Raw genomic sequence first — 16,562 nt, 5'->3', positions numbered from 1 at the left:
GAAAAATGTATAAAAAAATTTTATTACCAATAGATGGATCAGAAATAGCTAAAAAAGCAGCAAAAGAAGCTTTATTTGTTGCTGATAGTATGGGAGCAGAAATCATTGTAATGACTACAGTTGAAACCAATCCATTTATTGAAGCATCTGTTGGAGAAGCTATATCTGAAATAGAAGATTTAATGAAAAAAGAAGCTGATAGAATAATAGATGAAATTTATGCTATGGATACTGGTAATGTAAAAATGACCCCTAAAATTGCTAAAGGAAATCCTGCTCAAGAAATATTAGATACTTCTGATAAGGGTGAAATTGATTTAATTGTTATTGGTAGTACTGGTAAATCAAGTTTTGATAAACTTATTTTAGGTAGTGTTGCAGATAATGTAACAACAAAAGCAAAATGTTCTGTTTTGGTTGTACATTAATACAACTACTTTTTCTTTTTTTTATAAAATATTTAAATGATTAAAATATAAATTAATATATTAATTTTTGGTGTTTTCATGTCTAAAACTGATTTTAAAAAAGAATTTAAAGAATTTTATTCTGCTAAAAAGGATAAAGTTTCTTTTGTTGATGTTCCTAAGATGAAATATTTATCAATTGAAGGTAAAGGTGATCCAAATACATCAAAAGAATATCGAGATGCAATTGAAGCATTGATGAGTGTTTCTTTTAAAACAAAGTTTATTATGAAAAAAGAATTTAATAAAGATTATGTTGTAATGCCTTTAGAAGGATTATGGTATGCAGATAATATGGATGACTATTTAACTGGAAATAAATCTAATTGGAAATGGAATAGTTTAGTGATGCAACCTGACTTTGTTGATGAAGAACATATTAAAATGGCAATTGATGAAGTTCAACAAAAGAAAGATTTAAATTCAATTGATGTCTTAAATTTTATTAAATTAAATGAAGGATTATCAGCTCAAATAATGCACATTGGCCCTTTTAAAGATGAAGGCCCAACAGTTTCAAAATTACATAATGAAATTGAAAACAATGATTATTCTTTCAATGGATTGCATCATGAAATTTATTTAAGTGATATTAGACGTGCAAATCCAGAAAAACTTAAAACAATTATACGCCAACCTATTAAAAAAGAGTGATATTATGGTTACAATAGAAGAAGCAATTAAAAATCTTAAAAATGATGATGTTAAAGTAAGAAAAGAAGCTATTAATGCATTAGAAGGAACTAATGATGAAATAGCTATTGGTCCATTAATCGAAGCTACAACAGATGAAAGTGCCCCAATTAGATTTCAAGCTGGAAAAATCTTGGGAAATATGGGTGATATTGCAATGGATAAATTAATCGCCAAATTTGAAACAGAAACAGGTCAAAACAAAAGACTTTTAGCACATGCATTAAAAGAAACTGGAAACCCTAGAATAATTGATTTGTTTTCAGAAGCAGTAACAGATGATGATTTTGGAGTTCGTAAAGTAGCTGTACGTACATTAGGCGAACTTAAAGCTGAAGATAAAATAGATGTTTTAGCTCAAGGTATTGGGGATGATGATTGGGGTGTTAGATTAGCTACTGTTTATGCATTAGGAGATATTGCAACTGAAGAATCATTAGCTCTTATTAAAAAAGCAAGACGCCAAGAAAAAGATAAAGACTTTAAAAAATCATGTAATAAAGCTATTAAAAAGGCTGAAAAATCCATGAAAGGAGAAGTAGTATCTAAAAATACTGGAAAGCCTTTAAAAGATATTAAAGATTTAGAAAAAGAAAATATCGATGAAGCTATTAAAGATTATGAAGAACATGTAAAAAAAGAATCAAATAAAGATGTTCCATATAAAAGATTAGCTATTATTTATCGTAAAAAACGAGATACAGATAATGAAATGAGAATTTTAAATCAAGCTATTGATTTATTATCTAAAAAGAATCCTGGAAAAGAAAAATGGTTTGTAGAAAGATTAGATAAAATGAAGTAAATTATTTAAATTTTACTTCATATAAATCGCTTCTTCTATTTTTTAAAGTAGGGACTTGTTCTCTTATTTCATCTACTTCTTTTAAATCTATTTCTTGGAAAAGTATTATTTCATTCTCATCAGCTTCACATAATACAGTTCCCCAAGGGTTAACAACTAATGAATGGCCATATGCATGGTATTTTAAATCTTCATTAACTGCAGGAGCTACTCCAATACAAAATACTTGATTATCAACTGCTCTTGCTCTAAAAAGTAATTCCCAATGAGCAGGACCTGTTGTAAAATTAAATGCTCCAGGATAAAATAATATTTTTGCACCATTTAATGCCATTACTCTTGCAAGTTCTGGAAAACGCACATCATAACAAAGAGCCATACCAATTTTTCCAAATTTTGTATCAACTACAGTAAAATGATCACCAGGTGTTATTACTGCAGATTCATCAGAATGCACCTTACCTGGAATATCAATATCAAATAAATGCATTTTTCTGTGATTTGCTAATATTTTCCCGTTATTATCAAATAAATAGCTACTATTATATATTTTTTCTTCAGAATCTTCTTCAATGACCTTCTCAGGAATGGATCCTGCAAGAACATAAATATTTTCTTCTTTAGCTACTTTTGAAATAGCTTTTAATGTTTTACTACTTTTAAATTCTTCACTATATTCTACAAACCTTTCATTTTGAAAAGGAGATGTAAACATTTCAGGTAAAATAGCTATATCTACATTTTCAGCTGCACTTTTTTTAATCATTTCTACAGCTTTTTCTATATTTTTCTGCTTATCATCAAGAACTTTCTCTTGACATAAAGCTAATTTTAATTTTGTCAAATTAAAACCTCCTTAAAGATTTTAAAATAAAAAAAGAATTGAGATATGTTTAAAGTTTTAAACTATTTAACATATCAGTTATTTCACTAGTATTAACGGAATCTGAACTTTCACCGTCAATTTTAAAGACATAAAACACGCCATCTTTAAGTAAAGATACATAGCGAGTATAAGATCCATCAGCATTTTCCATGTATATATCAGTACCATTTGTATCATCGAGAGTTACCTTCTCAATAGTTTCAATGTTACCACCATAATACTGAGCATTACTTATTCTTTGAGTTGTAAGATCATTTAAATTAGATGAGTCTGCACTAGCAGTATAATATTCAATTGTATTATCTTTATTATCCTTAAAAATAGCTGCATCGTCGTGATCTGCATCAGTTAAATTTGTAAGATTCCAAGTTGATGGATAATTAAATGAAACATCATTGGCTGTGTAGTTAAGAACACTACTCACTGATTCATTATTATTTTGATTTCCACTACCACTTAATACAATTGCACATATTGCAATAATAGTTATAATTAATATTGCTCCAATAACAATTTTATTTTCTTTTATAATTGAAACAACATCTTCATCATTACTTTTAACTTCTTTTTTCTCAGATTTTGGCTTTGGGAATTTATAGCCGCAATTACCACAGGTTGGTGCACCATCATAACTAGGATTTCCACATTTAGGACATTTTTTCACAAATTAACCCCCATATTACTATAATTTTTAATTTTATAATAAAAAGTTTATCTTTAAATATAATATAATATTTAAATTATTTAAAAATATATATTTAACTATAAATTTTTGGGCTATAATATGAACGAAAAAAATAATCAAAATGAGATAAAAGCAGATAATATTAACTATGCAATTTATAAAATTGGAAATTGGGAAAATAATTATAAAATAAATCAAATAGGTTTATCTAATGAAATTCCTCTTACTAAAAGTACTTGTGAACATGTAAAAATGTCAATGAATGAAATTAGAATGGCAGAATTTGAAATAGATAGTGAGAAAGTCAATGGATTTGTAGCTATTTCGTATGCTACTAATCCAGAAATTCAAAAAATGCCTATAAAAGATGTTACTGAATTAGAAGAAAATGAGTTTAATACTATTACAAAAGAAATTGATAATTTAGATTTATTAGATGATAACGAATCTGTAAAATTAGATGGTGAAGATTATTTAATTTATAAACTTGAGAAGGACTGCCATGTAACAAAATCTGAGCCTGCTAATGAATTTACATTAAATCATCATAAAAAAGAACTTGAAAATTTTGAAAATAGCTTAAAAAATAAATAAGAATAATAATATTTTAAAATAGGATTAGTTATTTTTATGGCAATTAATTTTTTACACGCTGCTCTTTGGGGATTTTTAGGATCTTTTTCTCTAATTATTGGAGGAATTATAGGGTCTTATTTTAAAGTTCCTCGTAAAATAATAGCTTCACTTATAACATTTAGTGCAGGAATTTTAAGCTCTGCAGTATGTTTTGAAATTCTTTTAGAAGCTTTTAGCTATGGGGGGATTTTTTCAACAAGTATTGGTTTTTTAATAGGAGCAATTCTTTTTACAATATTTGATATATTTATTAACAATTTAACTATTAAAAATCAAGAAAAATCTAGTAATAAGAGTAATATTAAAAATATGGTATCTAATGTTTATAAAAATAAATTTAATAAATATTATAATAAATATCAAACAGAAAGTTTAACTGCAGTTTTTGGTGCTATAATTGAAGGAATTCCTGAAGCGATAGCTATTGGATTAATATTATTTATTGGAGGGCCTATTAGCTATGCATTATTAATTTCTATATTCTTAACTAATTTATTTGAAAGCCTTTCAGGATCAACTAATATGAAATTAGCAAATTGGAAGAGGAAAAATATTATTGGAGTATGGATTCTTGTTACAATACTTGCAACTATTGCATCTGCATTAAGTTTTATAATATTTTCCAGCACTGATTATTTTATTTTGAGTATAGCTCTTGGTATATCTGCAGGTGCATTAATTTCTATGATTGCTGATGTTATGCTTCCAGAAGCATTTAAAGAAACTCATGAGTTAACAGGAATATTAATGGCTTTAGGATTTTTAACATCTTTTATTTTATCTCATTTGATGAAATATTAAGATTTTTATAATTGATAAGTTAAAAAAAGTCTAATGTAACTTTCTTATCACTTTTTAATTCATTTGGAGGATTGACTGCAACAAATTCAATGCCTTCTTCTTCTATTAATTCTTTTGCATCTTCTCCAATAGATGGAGCTACAAGTAAACCTCTAATATCTTTTTTATTACAATTGGTATCATTTAATAATTCATTATTTTCATCTTCAAAGTCAGATAAATATCTTTTCAGCTGTTTAACAGCACTTACTCCAGCTTTTCTACATTTAAGTTCAATAACCATTAAATTATTATCTTTATCTTTTCCTAAAATATCGATAAATCCATGTTCTGTACTATATTCTCGAACAGTTGGTTTAAATCCTTCTTCTATCATATGGGGTTTTTTCATAATCATATCTCCCATATCTTTTTCATAACCAGCTATTTCTAACTCTTCGTAATCTTCAACTAGTGCATAATTTATAAAATGAACTTTTTTTATTTCTACATTAAGCATTTCTTTAGGAGTTCTTCTATGACTTTCTAAGAAGAGATTATCATCTTTTAAAAAGGTTCTTGTTCTTGATTTAGGAGGTTGCCAATTTACAGGATCAACTTTTTTTTCTTGATGAATTAAAAAAGAGCCATCAGGCTTAATTAATATAATACGTTCTCCCCAATTAAGTTGACTTAAAGCCCTACCTTCATAAATTACTTTACAGCATGCATAAATAATTATTGTAGCTTTTTTCCTAAGTGCTTCTTCTACAATTTCATAGCTACTTTCATTATCTGGACTTTCTAAAACTTTGTATTTCATTATAAAATTATTTGAAAATTAGATTTTATATATTTTTTCATAATTGGGCTAGTGATTCAAAAAATGAATTTTGAATCCTAACCATTTTATGTGACTATTACTCAAAACTAAGGGAGGAGTGTTTAAATACAAATAAAATATCAAAAATATTTTTCTTTATAAAAGTAATAGTCACAATATATATTGTGTTCGTTATACTATATAAAACTTGTTTTTATATGCTCGAACAAATAATAATGTCATAATTATTATAATTTTATTAAGTTTAAAAAACAAATATATGATTTAATGAATGGTGATTATTTGAGTGAAGAATTATTTTCTAATCCATCAAAATTTAAGCTTAATGAATTTAAATTTTCAAGTGGAAAAACACTAAAGGACCTTCCAGTTGAATATATAACATTAGGTAATCCTAAATTAGATAAAAAAGGAAATATTATAAATGCAATTTTATATTGTCATGGTTCAAGTGGAGATTTTGGATCTATTAGAAGAATTCAGGATTTAATTTCTGAAAATGCTCTTTTAAGCTATGAAAAATACTTTTTAATTTGTATATCTGGACTTGGATCTCCTGAATCTGCTTGTCCATCAACTACAAATTTAAAATCAGATTTTCCAAAATATTCTATAGAAGATATGGTTAATTTTCAAAAAGAATTTTTAAAAGAAAAATTTAATATAAATCATATTAAAGGAGTTATTGGTAATTCTATGGGAGGATTTATAGCTTTAAGTTTAATTTCTAAATATCCTGATTATGCAGATTTTGCAATATCATTAGTATCAAGCTATAAAGTAGCTGGACATAATTATGCATCATCTAAAATTATGAATGATATTATTTTATCAGATCCAGAATATAATGATGGAAAATATGATAAACCACTTACAAAAACTTTAAAATTAGCTAATGAATCAATGTATACATTAGGATTATCTAGACAATTTTATAGAGATTTATCAAATAAAGAAATTGATGAAGGAATAGAGGAACTAGCTATTGACGGCTCAACAGATGATGCAAATGATATAGTTTATAGAAATAATGCATGTCATAGCTATGATATTGAAAATGAATTAGATAATATTAAAATTCCTGTTTTTATTGTAGCAATTAATCAAGATCAATATTTCCCACCAGAACTTGACGCCATTCCAATGCATAAAATGATTAAAAATTCCACTTTAGCTATTTATGATTCTTTAATGGGACATGTAGGTTCAAGTGAAATTTTAAAAGTTGAAAAGCAATTAAAAGAATTTTTATCAAAAGTTGATTAAAATGAAAGTTAGTATTGAAGATTATGGTTATAATGAAGATAAAGGATATGTTAAATATAAAATATCTGATTTAAATTTAGATAAACTTAAAATTCTTAATGAAAATCTAAATGAAGATACTGAATTAAAGGGAAATAATCTATTTTTAACTATGTATTATGATAAACAATTTTTCCCATTTGAATCAGAAGAATCAAAAGTAAAATTAGAAGATTATGTAGCTAGAGAAGAAATTGAAATGGAAATCTTCTTATCTAGTTTTCTTGAAGATTTTAATTAATTTTTTGATGCATCAAGCATATGATTAACAGCTTTTAAAGATTTTTTAGCTATTTCATCAGGTAATTTAATAAGTGGTTCCTCGTTTTTTAAGGAATCTCTAATTTTTTCTAATGTGATTATTTTCATTGAATCACAAATAGCATCATCTCTTAATGGGATGATATTTTTATCTGGATTTAAAAGATTAATTCTTGATGCGATATCAATTTCAGTACCTAAAACAAAGTCGTTTTTATCACTATCTAAGATATAGTTAATCATTCCACCAGTACTCATTACTTTATCACATTTATCTTGAACTACTTTATCACATTCTGGATGACAAATAACTTCAACATCAGGATGTTCTTTTCTTTTAGTTTCAATATCTTGTACTGTGAATTTTTTATGAACATAACAATATCCTTCATCTGTAATAGGAATGATCTTTTTAAAAGTTTTAGAAGAAACATATTCTCCTAAGTTATTATCTGGGCCGAATAATATTTCATCTTCGTCTAAACTTTCAATAACTTTTACAACATTTGATGAAGTACATAATGTATCTGCATATTGCTTTGCATCAGCTAAACTATTTACATAAAGACAAACTGCAGCATCAGGATGTTTTTTCTTAGCTACTTTAACCTCTTCTCCAGTAGTCATATGTGCCATAGGACAATCTGCATCTAAATCTGGAATGATTATTTTCTTGTCTGGATTTAAAATAAATGCTGTTTCTCCCATAAAATCAACACCACAGAAAATAATAATATCTTTATCATCTAATTGAGATGCTTTAATACATAATTCAAGAGAATCTCCTAGAAAATCAGCTATTTCTTGAACTTCTTTTGGCTGATAATTATGAGCTAAAATAATTGCATTTTTTTCTTTTTTTAAATCATTAATTTCATTTTTAATATTATTATTCATTATAATCATTCCTATAATTGTTAATTAATGAACTAACATCATTTGTAACTTGTAATTTTATACTATCAATTTTTGAAGGATCATTTACCCATAAACTTATTTTTACAATAATTCCTTCTTCTGTAATTTTTTGAGAAAAAATATTTGGATTTTTCTTTTTACTAATTTCATTAATGTTATTTATTTTATTTAAGATTTTCTCTTTAAAGACTTCAATATTGTTTTCTAATGGGATTGTTGCAATTAAATCAACTCTTAAATCTTCATATTTATTAAATTTAGTATATGTTTTATTAGATAAAATAGAATTTGGAATAACAGATTCAAGACCACTATTATCGACAATTGTAGTTGTTCTAAAACTTATCTTTTTTACTTTACCTTTAATAGAATCAACTTGTATAGTATCTCCTATTTTAACATTATTATCACTAATTAAGAAAATTCCAGAAACTACATTTGATATAATATCTTTAGCAGCAAAACCAAGTGTAATTCCCGCAATTCCAATACTTACAAAAATACTTGTTAAATTAATTCCAAAAATATCAAAAATTGCAATTAAAGCAGCAATATAGATAATATATGTTATTAAATCACTTATCAAATCAACTAATGTAATATTTAAATTAGATTTAGATTCCATCTTATTACAAATAAATTTAATAGCTTTTACAAGTATTATTGTAATTGCTATGGTTATTACAGTAAAAAGTAACTGATAAACTAAATTATCAATAGTAATTATTTCCATATTATAACTCAACTTTCATAAAATCATTTGCTAAATAGCTATTATTAAAAACTTCTTTAGCTTGTTTAAGTAATAATTCATCATCAGTATATCTTGTACTAATATGTGTTAATATTAGTTTATCTACCCCTGCCTCTTTTGCAATACTAGCTGCATCATGAGATGTAGAATGAGCATTTTGAATTGCTTTATCTTGATCTTCTAATATATATGTAGATTCATGAATTAAAATATCACTATTTTTAGCTATTTCAATCATTTCAACACATGGGGTAGTATCACCAGAATATGAGATCTTCTTACCATCTCGAGGATTTCCAAGTACATCTTCTGGATTTATAGTTTTTCCATTAACTTCAACTTCCTCTCCTTTATGAAGTTTTCCAAATAATGGTCCAACTGGAACACCTAATTCAATAGCTTTCTTCCTTAAAAAACGAGGTTTTTTAACCTCTTCAATAGAATAAGCAAGATTAGTTACATTATGTTTTGTTTTTATGCAATTAATTAAGTATTCATCAGTTTCTAAAACAGTTCCAGTATCTATTTCATGGAAATTAATAGGAAATTCAATTAAACAATAACCTAAATTTAAAATTGCATTTTTTAAGCTATTTAATCCTTTAGGCCCATAAATATCTAATGGTTCTTCTCTACCTCTAAAACCCATTGATTGAATAAGTCCTGGAAGACCTAAAATATGGTCACCATGAAAATGGCTAATGAAAATCTTACTTATTTTCATTGGACTAATTTTAGCATAAGCTAATTGACGTTGTGTTGATTCTCCACAATCAAAAAGCATAATTTCTCCAAAAGCTTTAAGTGCAATAGAAGGATGATTCCTTTTTGTTGATGGAACTGCTGAAGAGGTTCCTAAAAATGTTATTTCCATTAAATCACTAAGAATTTTTTAAAATTTGAATTATTTATATATTTTGCCTTGAATTTATATAAAATTATATATTACAAAATGTTTAAATTATATTCATGGAATTATCAAAACATAGATTTGAATCATTTTCTGATGGAGTAATGGCTATAATAATTACTATTATGGTTTTAGAAATTCCAATACCAAAAGATTTTACTTTTGAATCTATTTTAAGTTTCCTATACTTTATTTTTATATTTTTTGTAAGTTTTTTTATTGTAGGATCATTTTGGAATAAACACCATTTTTTAATTGATAAAATAGATAAAATAACTAATAAATTAACTTGGAAAAACTTAGTTTTTTTATTCTTCTTAGCACTTCTACCTATATTTACAAAATGGGTTTTAGAATATCCTACAGAAATTGTTCCAGTATTAGCTTATGATATATTATATATTTTAGTTTATACTAGCTATTTTCAACTTTTTAATGAAGCTGTTAAAGAAAATGGTTTAGAAAGACCTCATGGTCATGAAGGATCAGAGACAAACAGACATTTTCTCTTATTATTTAGTTTACTCATAATTTTTATTATTTCATTTTTTATTTTCCCAGAAATTTCAATAATATTATTTATGGGCTTTCCAGTGCTTTTTGCACTTTTAAATTTGTTATTTGAAGATAGAAGATTTTTAGGTAGAAAAAGATAAAATTAATTTAATATTTTTTAATTATAAAAAAATTTTAATAATCACTTAAAATAAAAATATATTTAATTATAATCTATTTCGTGATTTGATGATGAAGATAATTGAATATATGTTAGAAGAAGATGAGGGATTTGGAGATATAACTTCAAATATTTTAATTAATGATGAAAAAGAAGTTATAGCTACAATAAAATCTAAAGATCAAGGTATTTTTGCAGGTTCTAAAATCATTCAAGAAATATTTAATGAAAATAATATTGAAATTCTTGAACTTAAAAAAGATTCTACAAAAATAAATAAAGGAGATTTACTCTTTAAAATTAAAGGTAATGCTTTAAAAATTCTACTTTTAGAGAGAACTGTTTTAAACATAGCTATGAGAATGAGTGGAGTAGCTACATATACAAATAATGTTGTAAATAAAGTAAAAAAAATTAATCCAAAATGTACAGTTGCAGGAACAAGGAAAACATCACCTGCAATAGCTAAATTTGATAAGATGGCTATTTCAATTGGTGGAGCAGATCCTCATAGATTCGCACTTGATGATATGGTTTTAATTAAAGATAATCATATAGCTATTGTTGGAAATCCTTTAAAAGCTTTAAAAATAGCTAAATCAAAGATAAGTTTTTCTAAAAAGATTGAAATAGAAGTTGAAACATTAAATGATGCAATTGAATGTGTTCAAAATGGTGCTGATATTGTAATGCTTGATAACATGAGTCCTACAGAAATTAAAGAAGTTTTAAATGAATTATCTAAACTAAATATTAGGGATAAAATTTTAATTGAAGTTTCTGGTGGAATAAATAATGAAAATATTGAAGATTATGCCTTATTAGATGTTGATATTATTTCTTTAGGTGCATTAACTCACTCTTCAGGAAGTCTTAATTTTAGTTTAAATATTGAGGTATAAAATGTCTATTAAAGAAAAGTTTGATGAGGCTGCAGAAGAATATGATAAAAATAGAAAACATTTAATTCCTTGTTTTGATGATTTTTACGGGATAGCTACAGAAATTATAGATTTCAATGGTGATAATCCTAAAGTACTAGATTTAGGTGCAGGAACTGGTTTATTTTCAAAGTTTATTTTAGATAAATTTCCAAATGCCAATATAACTTTAGTTGATTTATCTGAGGAGATGTTAAATAAAGCTAAAATTAGATTTAATGATAATAAAAACATTACTTATATTTGTGATGATTATTTAAACTTAGATTTTAATAATGACTTTGATATTATCATTTCTTCATTATCTATTCATCATCTAGAAGAAGATGATAAAAAGAAACTTTACATGAAGTGTTTTGATTATTTAAAAAGTAATGGAATTTTTATAAATGCAGACCAAGTTTTAAGTTCATCTGAAAAACTTGAAAACATATTTAAATATAATTTAAATCAGAAGATTTTAAACTCTCCATTAGATAAAGATTATATTAAAGTAGCTGATGAACGTAGAAAATTCGATAAACCAAGTACACTTTTAGATCAATTAAAATGGCTCAAAGAAATTGGTTTTAAAGATCTTGGGGTCCCTTATAAATATTATATTTTTGCAATAATTTACGCAGAAAAATAATTCATGTAAATCTTTATTAGATATTAAAAAGATAAATATTAAAGATAGATGATAATTATGTTAATGGTGATTTAATGGAAATAGAGGCTAAAATAGCTTTAGAAGACGGAACCGTTATTAAAGGAGAAGGGTTTGGTCATGAAACAACTATTGCTGGTGAGGTTGTTTTTGCAACAGGTATGACGGGTTATACAGAAAGTTTAACTGATCCTTCATTTAAAGGAGATATTTTAATGTCAACTTATCCTTTAGAAGGTAACCATGGAGTTAGTGAAGATTGGTATCAATCAAATAAAGTCCATGCAGAAGGATTTATTGTAAGGGAAGTTTGCAGAAATGTTTCAAATTTTTCAGCTCAAAAAACTTTAGATGAATTCTTAAAAGAATTTAAAGTACCTGGAATTAGTGGAGTTGATACCAGGGATTTAACAATTAAAATTCGTGAACTTGGTTCTATGAGAGGTGCACTTTCTACTGATAATGCTGATGATGATGAATTAATAGCTATGGCTTGTAATCATCCTCATATTACTGATATTGATCTTGTTCCAAAAGTTTCAACTAAAGAAATTAAAAACTTTGGAGAAGATTTTAATAAAAAAGTAGCTATTATTGATTGTGGTGTTAAAAAGAATATTATTAACTCATTTTTAGATAGGGAGATTGGAATTACATTATTCCCTTATGATACTGATTATAAAACAATTTTAGATTATTCTCCACAAGGACTTATGATTTCTTGTGGGCCTGGAAATCCTGATAGAGTAAGTGAAACAATTTCTACAGTTCAAAAAATAGCTAATAGATTACCTTTATTTGGTATATGTATGGGTCAACAGTTAATAGCTAAATCTTTTGGTGCAAAAAGTTATAAAATGAAGTTTGGTCACAGAGGGGCAAACCAACCAGTAAAAGATTTAGAATCTGGTAAAGTGTTTATGACTTCTCAAAATCACGGTTTTACAATTGATAAAGAATCTTTATCTGATACAGATTTGGAACTTACACAAGTTAACTTAAATGATGGTACTAGTGAAGGAATTTCTCATAAAGAACTTTCTATGCTTTGTATTCAGTACCACCCTGAAGCTGGGCCTGGTCCAAATGATACAAGATTTATATTTGATGATTTTACTAAAATGATGGATGAATACTAATTATTTAAATGAGGATTACAATGCCTATTGATGAAGATATTAAAAAAGTACTTATAATTGGTTCTGGACCTATTCAAATTGGTCAAGCTGCAGAGTTTGATTATTCTGGTTCACAAGCATGTAAATCACTTAAAGAAGAAGGAATTGAAACTGTTTTAATTAATAGTAATCCTGCTACAATTCAAACAGATTTAGATATGGCTGATGTAGTTTATGCAGAACCATTAACACCAGAAATTGTTGCAAAAATTATTGAAAAAGAAAATGTTGATGCAATATTACCTACTATGGGTGGACAAACAGGTTTAAATATAGCTACTGGTCTTGGAGATTTAGGATTACTTGATAACATTAAAGTTTTAGGTTCTAATGTTCAAACAATTAAAGACGTTGAAGATAGGGATTTATTTGGACATTTCATGAATAAATTAAATGAACCAATTCCTAAATGTCATGCAGTTGAAAGTATTGAAGATGCAATAAAAGCAGTTGAAGATATTGGATATCCTGTAATTGTTAGACCAGCATTTACACTTGGTGGAACTGGTGGAGGAGTTGCAACAAACGAAGAAGAACTTATTGAAATTGCACGCCACGGTCTAGATATGAGTTTTATTAATCAAGTTCTTATAGATGAATCTGTTTTAGGATGGAAAGAATTTGAGTATGAAGTAATGAGAGATAAAGAAGACACTTGTATTATTATTTGTAATATGGAAAATATTGATCCTATGGGAATCCATACAGGTGAAAGTGTCGTTGTTGCACCAGCACAAAACCTCAATGACACAGAAGCACAAAGCTTAAGAGATGCATCTATTAAAATCATCAGAGCTCTTGGTATTCAAGGAGGATGTAATATACAATTTGCAGTTAATCCTGAAACAGGAGAATACAAAGTTATTGAAGTAAATCCTCGTGTAAGTCGTAGTAGTGCACTTGCATCTAAAGCTACAGGTTATCCAATAGCTAAAATATCATCAAAAATCGCATTAGGCCTAACATTAGATGAAATTCAAAATGATATAACAAAAGAAACACCAGCATCATTTGAACCAGCTATTGATTATGTTGTTGTAAAAATTCCAAGATGGCCATTTGATAAATTTAAAGGAATCAATAGAAAAATTGGAGTTCAAATGAAAGCTACAGGAGAAGTAATGGCAATTGGTAGAACACTAGAAGAAGCACTCCAAAAAGCTATTAGATCTCTTGATATGGGATATATGGGTTTTGAAGAAATCGATTATACAGAAGATGATTTGATAAATCCAACAGATGATAGATTTTTCCAAATTTATAAAGCTATTAAAGATGGAATGACTATTGATAAATTACAAGAACTTACTAATATGGATTCATTCTTCTTATATAAAATTAAAAATATTGTTGATTTTGAAAAGAAAATATCTGAAGAGAACTTAAAAGATTCTAAATTCTTTAGAAAAGCAAAACAATTAGGATTTTCAAATAATAAATTAGCTAGATTATCTAATCAAACAGAAGAATATATAAGAAATTTATCAAATACTTTAAATGTAAGTACATCTTATAAGATGGTAGATACTTGTGCAGCTGAATTTGAAGCTAAAACACCATATTATTATAGTAGCTATGATATTGGTAATGAGCTTCAATCAAGTAATAAAAAGAAAATTGTAATTATTGGAGCAGGGCCAATTAGAATAGGTCAAGGAATAGAATTTGATTATTGCTGTGTTCACTCATCACTAGCATTAAAAGATAAAGATATTGAAACAATTTTAATAAATAATAATCCTGAGACTGTAAGTACTGATTATGACATTTCTGATAAGCTATTTTTTGAACCATTAACATTTGAAGATGTAATGAATGTTATTGATAAAGAAAAACCATATGGAGTAATTGTACAATTTGGTGGTCAAACATCAATCAACTTAGCTGTACCACTTGCAAATGCAGGAGTTAAAATTTTAGGAACTCCATATAAAAGCATTGATATGGTAGAAGATAGGAAACTTTTCAGTGACTTACTTAATAGATTAAACATTCATCAAGCTCCATATGGACTTGCAAATTCTTATGAAGAAGCTAAAAAAGTCGCTTCAGAAATCAATTTCCCAGTTCTTGTTAGACCATCTTATGTAATAGGTGGAAGAGCTATGGAAATAGTTTATGATAATGATGAGCTTGAAGAGTATATGAAAGAAGCTGTAAAGGTTTCACCAGAACATCCTATTTTAGTAGATAAATTTTTAGAAGATGCAATTGAATTAGATGTAGATATATTATCTGATGGTGAAGATGTATTTATAGCTGGAATTATGGAACATATTGAAGAAGCAGGAGTTCATTCTGGTGATTCAGCATGTGTAATACCGCCACAAACTATTCCAGAACATATTTTAGATATCATTCGTGAATATTCTCGTAAATTAGCTTTAGAACTTGAAGTTAAAGGATTAATGAATATTCAATATGCAGTTAAACTAGATGAAGAAATGGTTTATATTATTGAAGCAAATCCTAGAGCAAGTAGAACTGTTCCATTTGTAAGTAAAGCTATTGGAGTACCACTTGCAAAAGTAGCTACTTGGATTATGACAGGATCAAAATTAAAGGATTTTAATCTTACAAAAGAAATCAAAATAAATCATGTAGCTGTAAAAGAATCAGTATTCCCATTTTTAAAATTACCAGAATCTGATACAATATTAGGACCTGAAATGAAATCAACTGGTGAGAGTATTGGAATAGATGAAAGCTTTGGAATGGCATTTTATAAATCTCAGCTAGCTGCAGGAATGGATTTACCTAAAGAAGGTAAGATTTTTATAAGTGTAAAAGAACATGATAAAAAGAAAATCCAAACAATTGCAGAGAAGGCTAATAGATTAGGTTTTAAACTTGTAGCTACTGGTGGAACTGCAGATTCTGTTAAAGGAATAGATATTGAGAAGGTTAAAAAGGTATCACAAGGATCTCCAAATATTCGTGAAGCTATTTTAGATAAGCAAATTGATTTAATTATTAATACTTCAGAAGGAAAACAATCTGCAAAAGATGGTTATACTATAAGAAGAATGGCAATTGAACTTGGAATTCCATATGTTACAACTTTAGCAGGAGCAAGAGCAGCACTAAATGCAATTGAAGCTATTCAAAACAATAAACTTGAAGTTAGATCTTTAAATGAATACTTAAATATGTAGTGGGATTATATTTTACATA

General features: G+C 26.8%; 18 protein-coding genes. 12 read left to right on the top strand and 6 right to left on the bottom strand.

Features of this window, described 5'->3' with window-relative positions; genetic code table 11:
• Positions 1-5 precede the first annotated feature (5 nt).
• The 3 genes from ACA134_RS07555 (at position 6) to ACA134_RS07545 (ending at position 1,965) form a co-directional block, all read left to right on the top strand.
• Positions 6-428: a universal stress protein gene (locus ACA134_RS07555; RefSeq protein WP_409199813.1), complete on the top strand. Its 423-nt coding sequence runs from the start codon at positions 6-8 to the stop codon at positions 426-428.
• Positions 429-506: 78 nt separating this feature from the next.
• Entirely contained in the window at positions 507-1,121 is a 615-nt protein-coding gene (locus tag ACA134_RS07550) for a GyrI-like domain-containing protein (RefSeq protein WP_409199812.1), read from the top strand.
• A 4-nt stretch (positions 1,122-1,125) separates the two neighbouring features.
• The gene (locus ACA134_RS07545; RefSeq protein ID WP_409199811.1) at positions 1,126-1,965 is read left to right on the top strand and encodes a HEAT repeat domain-containing protein; all 840 of its coding nucleotides are present in this window, start codon (positions 1,126-1,128) and stop codon (positions 1,963-1,965) included.
• A 1-nt stretch (position 1,966) separates the two neighbouring features.
• On the opposite strand, the gene ACA134_RS07540 is transcribed toward ACA134_RS07545, so the two are convergent.
• Positions 1,967-2,809, bottom strand: coding sequence for a carbon-nitrogen hydrolase family protein (locus tag ACA134_RS07540; RefSeq protein ID WP_409199810.1), 843 nt, complete (start codon positions 2,807-2,809; stop codon positions 1,967-1,969).
• A gap of 49 nt (positions 2,810-2,858) precedes the next feature.
• Positions 2,859-3,515 (bottom strand): PsbP-related protein, encoded by a 657-nt coding sequence (locus ACA134_RS07535; protein ID WP_409199809.1) that lies wholly within the window; start codon positions 3,513-3,515, stop codon positions 2,859-2,861.
• A gap of 120 nt (positions 3,516-3,635) precedes the next feature.
• Here ACA134_RS07535 and ACA134_RS07530 point away from each other — a divergent pair, with 120 nt between their 5' ends.
• Together ACA134_RS07530 and ACA134_RS07525 are read left to right on the top strand one after the other, a co-directional pair.
• Positions 3,636-4,130 (top strand): hypothetical protein, encoded by a 495-nt coding sequence (locus ACA134_RS07530; RefSeq protein WP_409199808.1) that lies wholly within the window; start codon positions 3,636-3,638, stop codon positions 4,128-4,130.
• Between the two features lie 36 nt (positions 4,131-4,166).
• Entirely contained in the window at positions 4,167-4,973 is an 807-nt protein-coding gene (locus ACA134_RS07525; protein ID WP_409199807.1) for a ZIP family metal transporter, read from the top strand.
• A 19-nt stretch (positions 4,974-4,992) separates the two neighbouring features.
• Here ACA134_RS07525 and nucS read toward each other — a convergent pair whose 3' ends face one another.
• Positions 4,993-5,775, bottom strand: a complete 783-nt coding sequence (nucS, locus tag ACA134_RS07520) for an endonuclease NucS (RefSeq protein WP_409199806.1) — start codon at positions 5,773-5,775, stop codon at positions 4,993-4,995.
• Positions 5,776-6,078: 303 nt separating this feature from the next.
• Between nucS and ACA134_RS07515 the strand changes: the two genes are divergently transcribed.
• Positions 6,079-7,062 (top strand): alpha/beta fold hydrolase, encoded by a 984-nt coding sequence (locus ACA134_RS07515; protein ID WP_409199805.1) that lies wholly within the window; start codon positions 6,079-6,081, stop codon positions 7,060-7,062.
• Between the two features lies 1 nt (position 7,063).
• On the top strand, positions 7,064-7,342 hold the full coding sequence (locus tag ACA134_RS07510) for a DUF5750 family protein (protein WP_409199804.1): 279 nt from the start codon (positions 7,064-7,066) through the stop codon (positions 7,340-7,342).
• Here ACA134_RS07510 and nadA read toward each other — a convergent pair.
• The 3 genes from nadA to rnz are packed head-to-tail and all read right to left on the bottom strand — an operon-like array spanning position 7,339 to position 9,908.
• The gene (nadA, locus tag ACA134_RS07505) at positions 7,339-8,259 is read right to left on the bottom strand and encodes a quinolinate synthase NadA (protein ID WP_409199803.1); all 921 of its coding nucleotides are present in this window, start codon (positions 8,257-8,259) and stop codon (positions 7,339-7,341) included. The two genes, ACA134_RS07510 and nadA, sit on opposite strands and share 4 nt — an antisense overlap.
• Positions 8,252-9,013, bottom strand: a complete 762-nt coding sequence (locus ACA134_RS07500; RefSeq protein WP_409199802.1) for a mechanosensitive ion channel family protein — start codon at positions 9,011-9,013, stop codon at positions 8,252-8,254. The genes nadA and ACA134_RS07500 overlap by 8 nt, the downstream gene beginning before the upstream one ends.
• A gap of 1 nt (position 9,014) precedes the next feature.
• Entirely contained in the window at positions 9,015-9,908 is an 894-nt protein-coding gene (gene rnz, locus ACA134_RS07495; protein WP_409199801.1) for a ribonuclease Z, read from the bottom strand.
• Positions 9,909-10,003: 95 nt separating this feature from the next.
• Here rnz and ACA134_RS07490 point away from each other — a divergent pair, with 95 nt between their 5' ends.
• The 5 genes from ACA134_RS07490 (at position 10,004) to carB (ending at position 16,543) form a co-directional block, all read left to right on the top strand.
• Complete coding sequence (locus ACA134_RS07490; protein WP_409199800.1) at positions 10,004-10,600, top strand: TMEM175 family protein; 597 nt, start codon at positions 10,004-10,006, stop codon at positions 10,598-10,600.
• An 88-nt stretch (positions 10,601-10,688) separates the two neighbouring features.
• The gene (gene nadC / locus ACA134_RS07485) at positions 10,689-11,522 is read left to right on the top strand and encodes a carboxylating nicotinate-nucleotide diphosphorylase (RefSeq protein WP_409199799.1); all 834 of its coding nucleotides are present in this window, start codon (positions 10,689-10,691) and stop codon (positions 11,520-11,522) included.
• 1 nt (position 11,523) lies between these two features.
• Positions 11,524-12,192, top strand: coding sequence for a class I SAM-dependent methyltransferase (locus ACA134_RS07480; RefSeq protein ID WP_409199798.1), 669 nt, complete (start codon positions 11,524-11,526; stop codon positions 12,190-12,192).
• A gap of 74 nt (positions 12,193-12,266) precedes the next feature.
• Positions 12,267-13,349, top strand: a complete 1,083-nt coding sequence (carA, locus tag ACA134_RS07475) for a glutamine-hydrolyzing carbamoyl-phosphate synthase small subunit (protein WP_409199797.1) — start codon at positions 12,267-12,269, stop codon at positions 13,347-13,349.
• Positions 13,350-13,369: 20 nt separating this feature from the next.
• Entirely contained in the window at positions 13,370-16,543 is a 3,174-nt protein-coding gene (gene carB / locus ACA134_RS07470) for a carbamoyl-phosphate synthase large subunit (RefSeq protein WP_409199796.1), read from the top strand.
• Positions 16,544-16,562: the final 19 nt, after the last annotated feature.

The sequence above is a fragment of the Methanobrevibacter sp. DSM 116169 genome (assembly GCF_046197865.1).
In the GTDB taxonomy this organism is placed as follows: Archaea; Methanobacteriota; Methanobacteria; order Methanobacteriales; family Methanobacteriaceae; genus JAHKLT01.
The sequence above is the reverse complement of the archived record's forward strand: the minus strand, read 5'-3'. Positions and strand labels throughout refer to the sequence as shown.

Bases quoted from the DNA above. Each gene is read 5' to 3' on its own strand.
- ACA134_RS07555 (WP_409199813.1), top strand. From the start codon at position 6: ATGTATAAAAAAATTTTATTACCAATAGATGGATCAGAAATAGCTAAA.
- ACA134_RS07550 (WP_409199812.1), top strand. From the start codon at position 507: ATGTCTAAAACTGATTTTAAAAAAGAATTTAAAGAATTTTATTCTGCT.
- ACA134_RS07545 (WP_409199811.1), top strand. From the start codon at position 1,126: ATGGTTACAATAGAAGAAGCAATTAAAAATCTTAAAAATGATGATGTT.
- ACA134_RS07530 (WP_409199808.1), top strand. From the start codon at position 3,636: ATGAACGAAAAAAATAATCAAAATGAGATAAAAGCAGATAATATTAAC.
- ACA134_RS07525 (WP_409199807.1), top strand. From the start codon at position 4,167: ATGGCAATTAATTTTTTACACGCTGCTCTTTGGGGATTTTTAGGATCT.
- nucS (WP_409199806.1), bottom strand. From the start codon at position 5,775: ATGAAATACAAAGTTTTAGAAAGTCCAGATAATGAAAGTAGCTATGAA.
- ACA134_RS07510 (WP_409199804.1), top strand. From the start codon at position 7,064: ATGAAAGTTAGTATTGAAGATTATGGTTATAATGAAGATAAAGGATAT.
- nadA (WP_409199803.1), bottom strand. From the start codon at position 8,259: ATGAATAATAATATTAAAAATGAAATTAATGATTTAAAAAAAGAAAAA.
- ACA134_RS07500 (WP_409199802.1), bottom strand. From the start codon at position 9,013: ATGGAAATAATTACTATTGATAATTTAGTTTATCAGTTACTTTTTACT.
- rnz (WP_409199801.1), bottom strand. From the start codon at position 9,908: ATGGAAATAACATTTTTAGGAACCTCTTCAGCAGTTCCATCAACAAAA.
- ACA134_RS07490 (WP_409199800.1), top strand. From the start codon at position 10,004: ATGGAATTATCAAAACATAGATTTGAATCATTTTCTGATGGAGTAATG.
- nadC (WP_409199799.1), top strand. From the start codon at position 10,689: ATGATGAAGATAATTGAATATATGTTAGAAGAAGATGAGGGATTTGGA.
- ACA134_RS07480 (WP_409199798.1), top strand. From the start codon at position 11,524: ATGTCTATTAAAGAAAAGTTTGATGAGGCTGCAGAAGAATATGATAAA.
- carA (WP_409199797.1), top strand. From the start codon at position 12,267: ATGGAAATAGAGGCTAAAATAGCTTTAGAAGACGGAACCGTTATTAAA.
- carB (WP_409199796.1), top strand. From the start codon at position 13,370: ATGCCTATTGATGAAGATATTAAAAAAGTACTTATAATTGGTTCTGGA.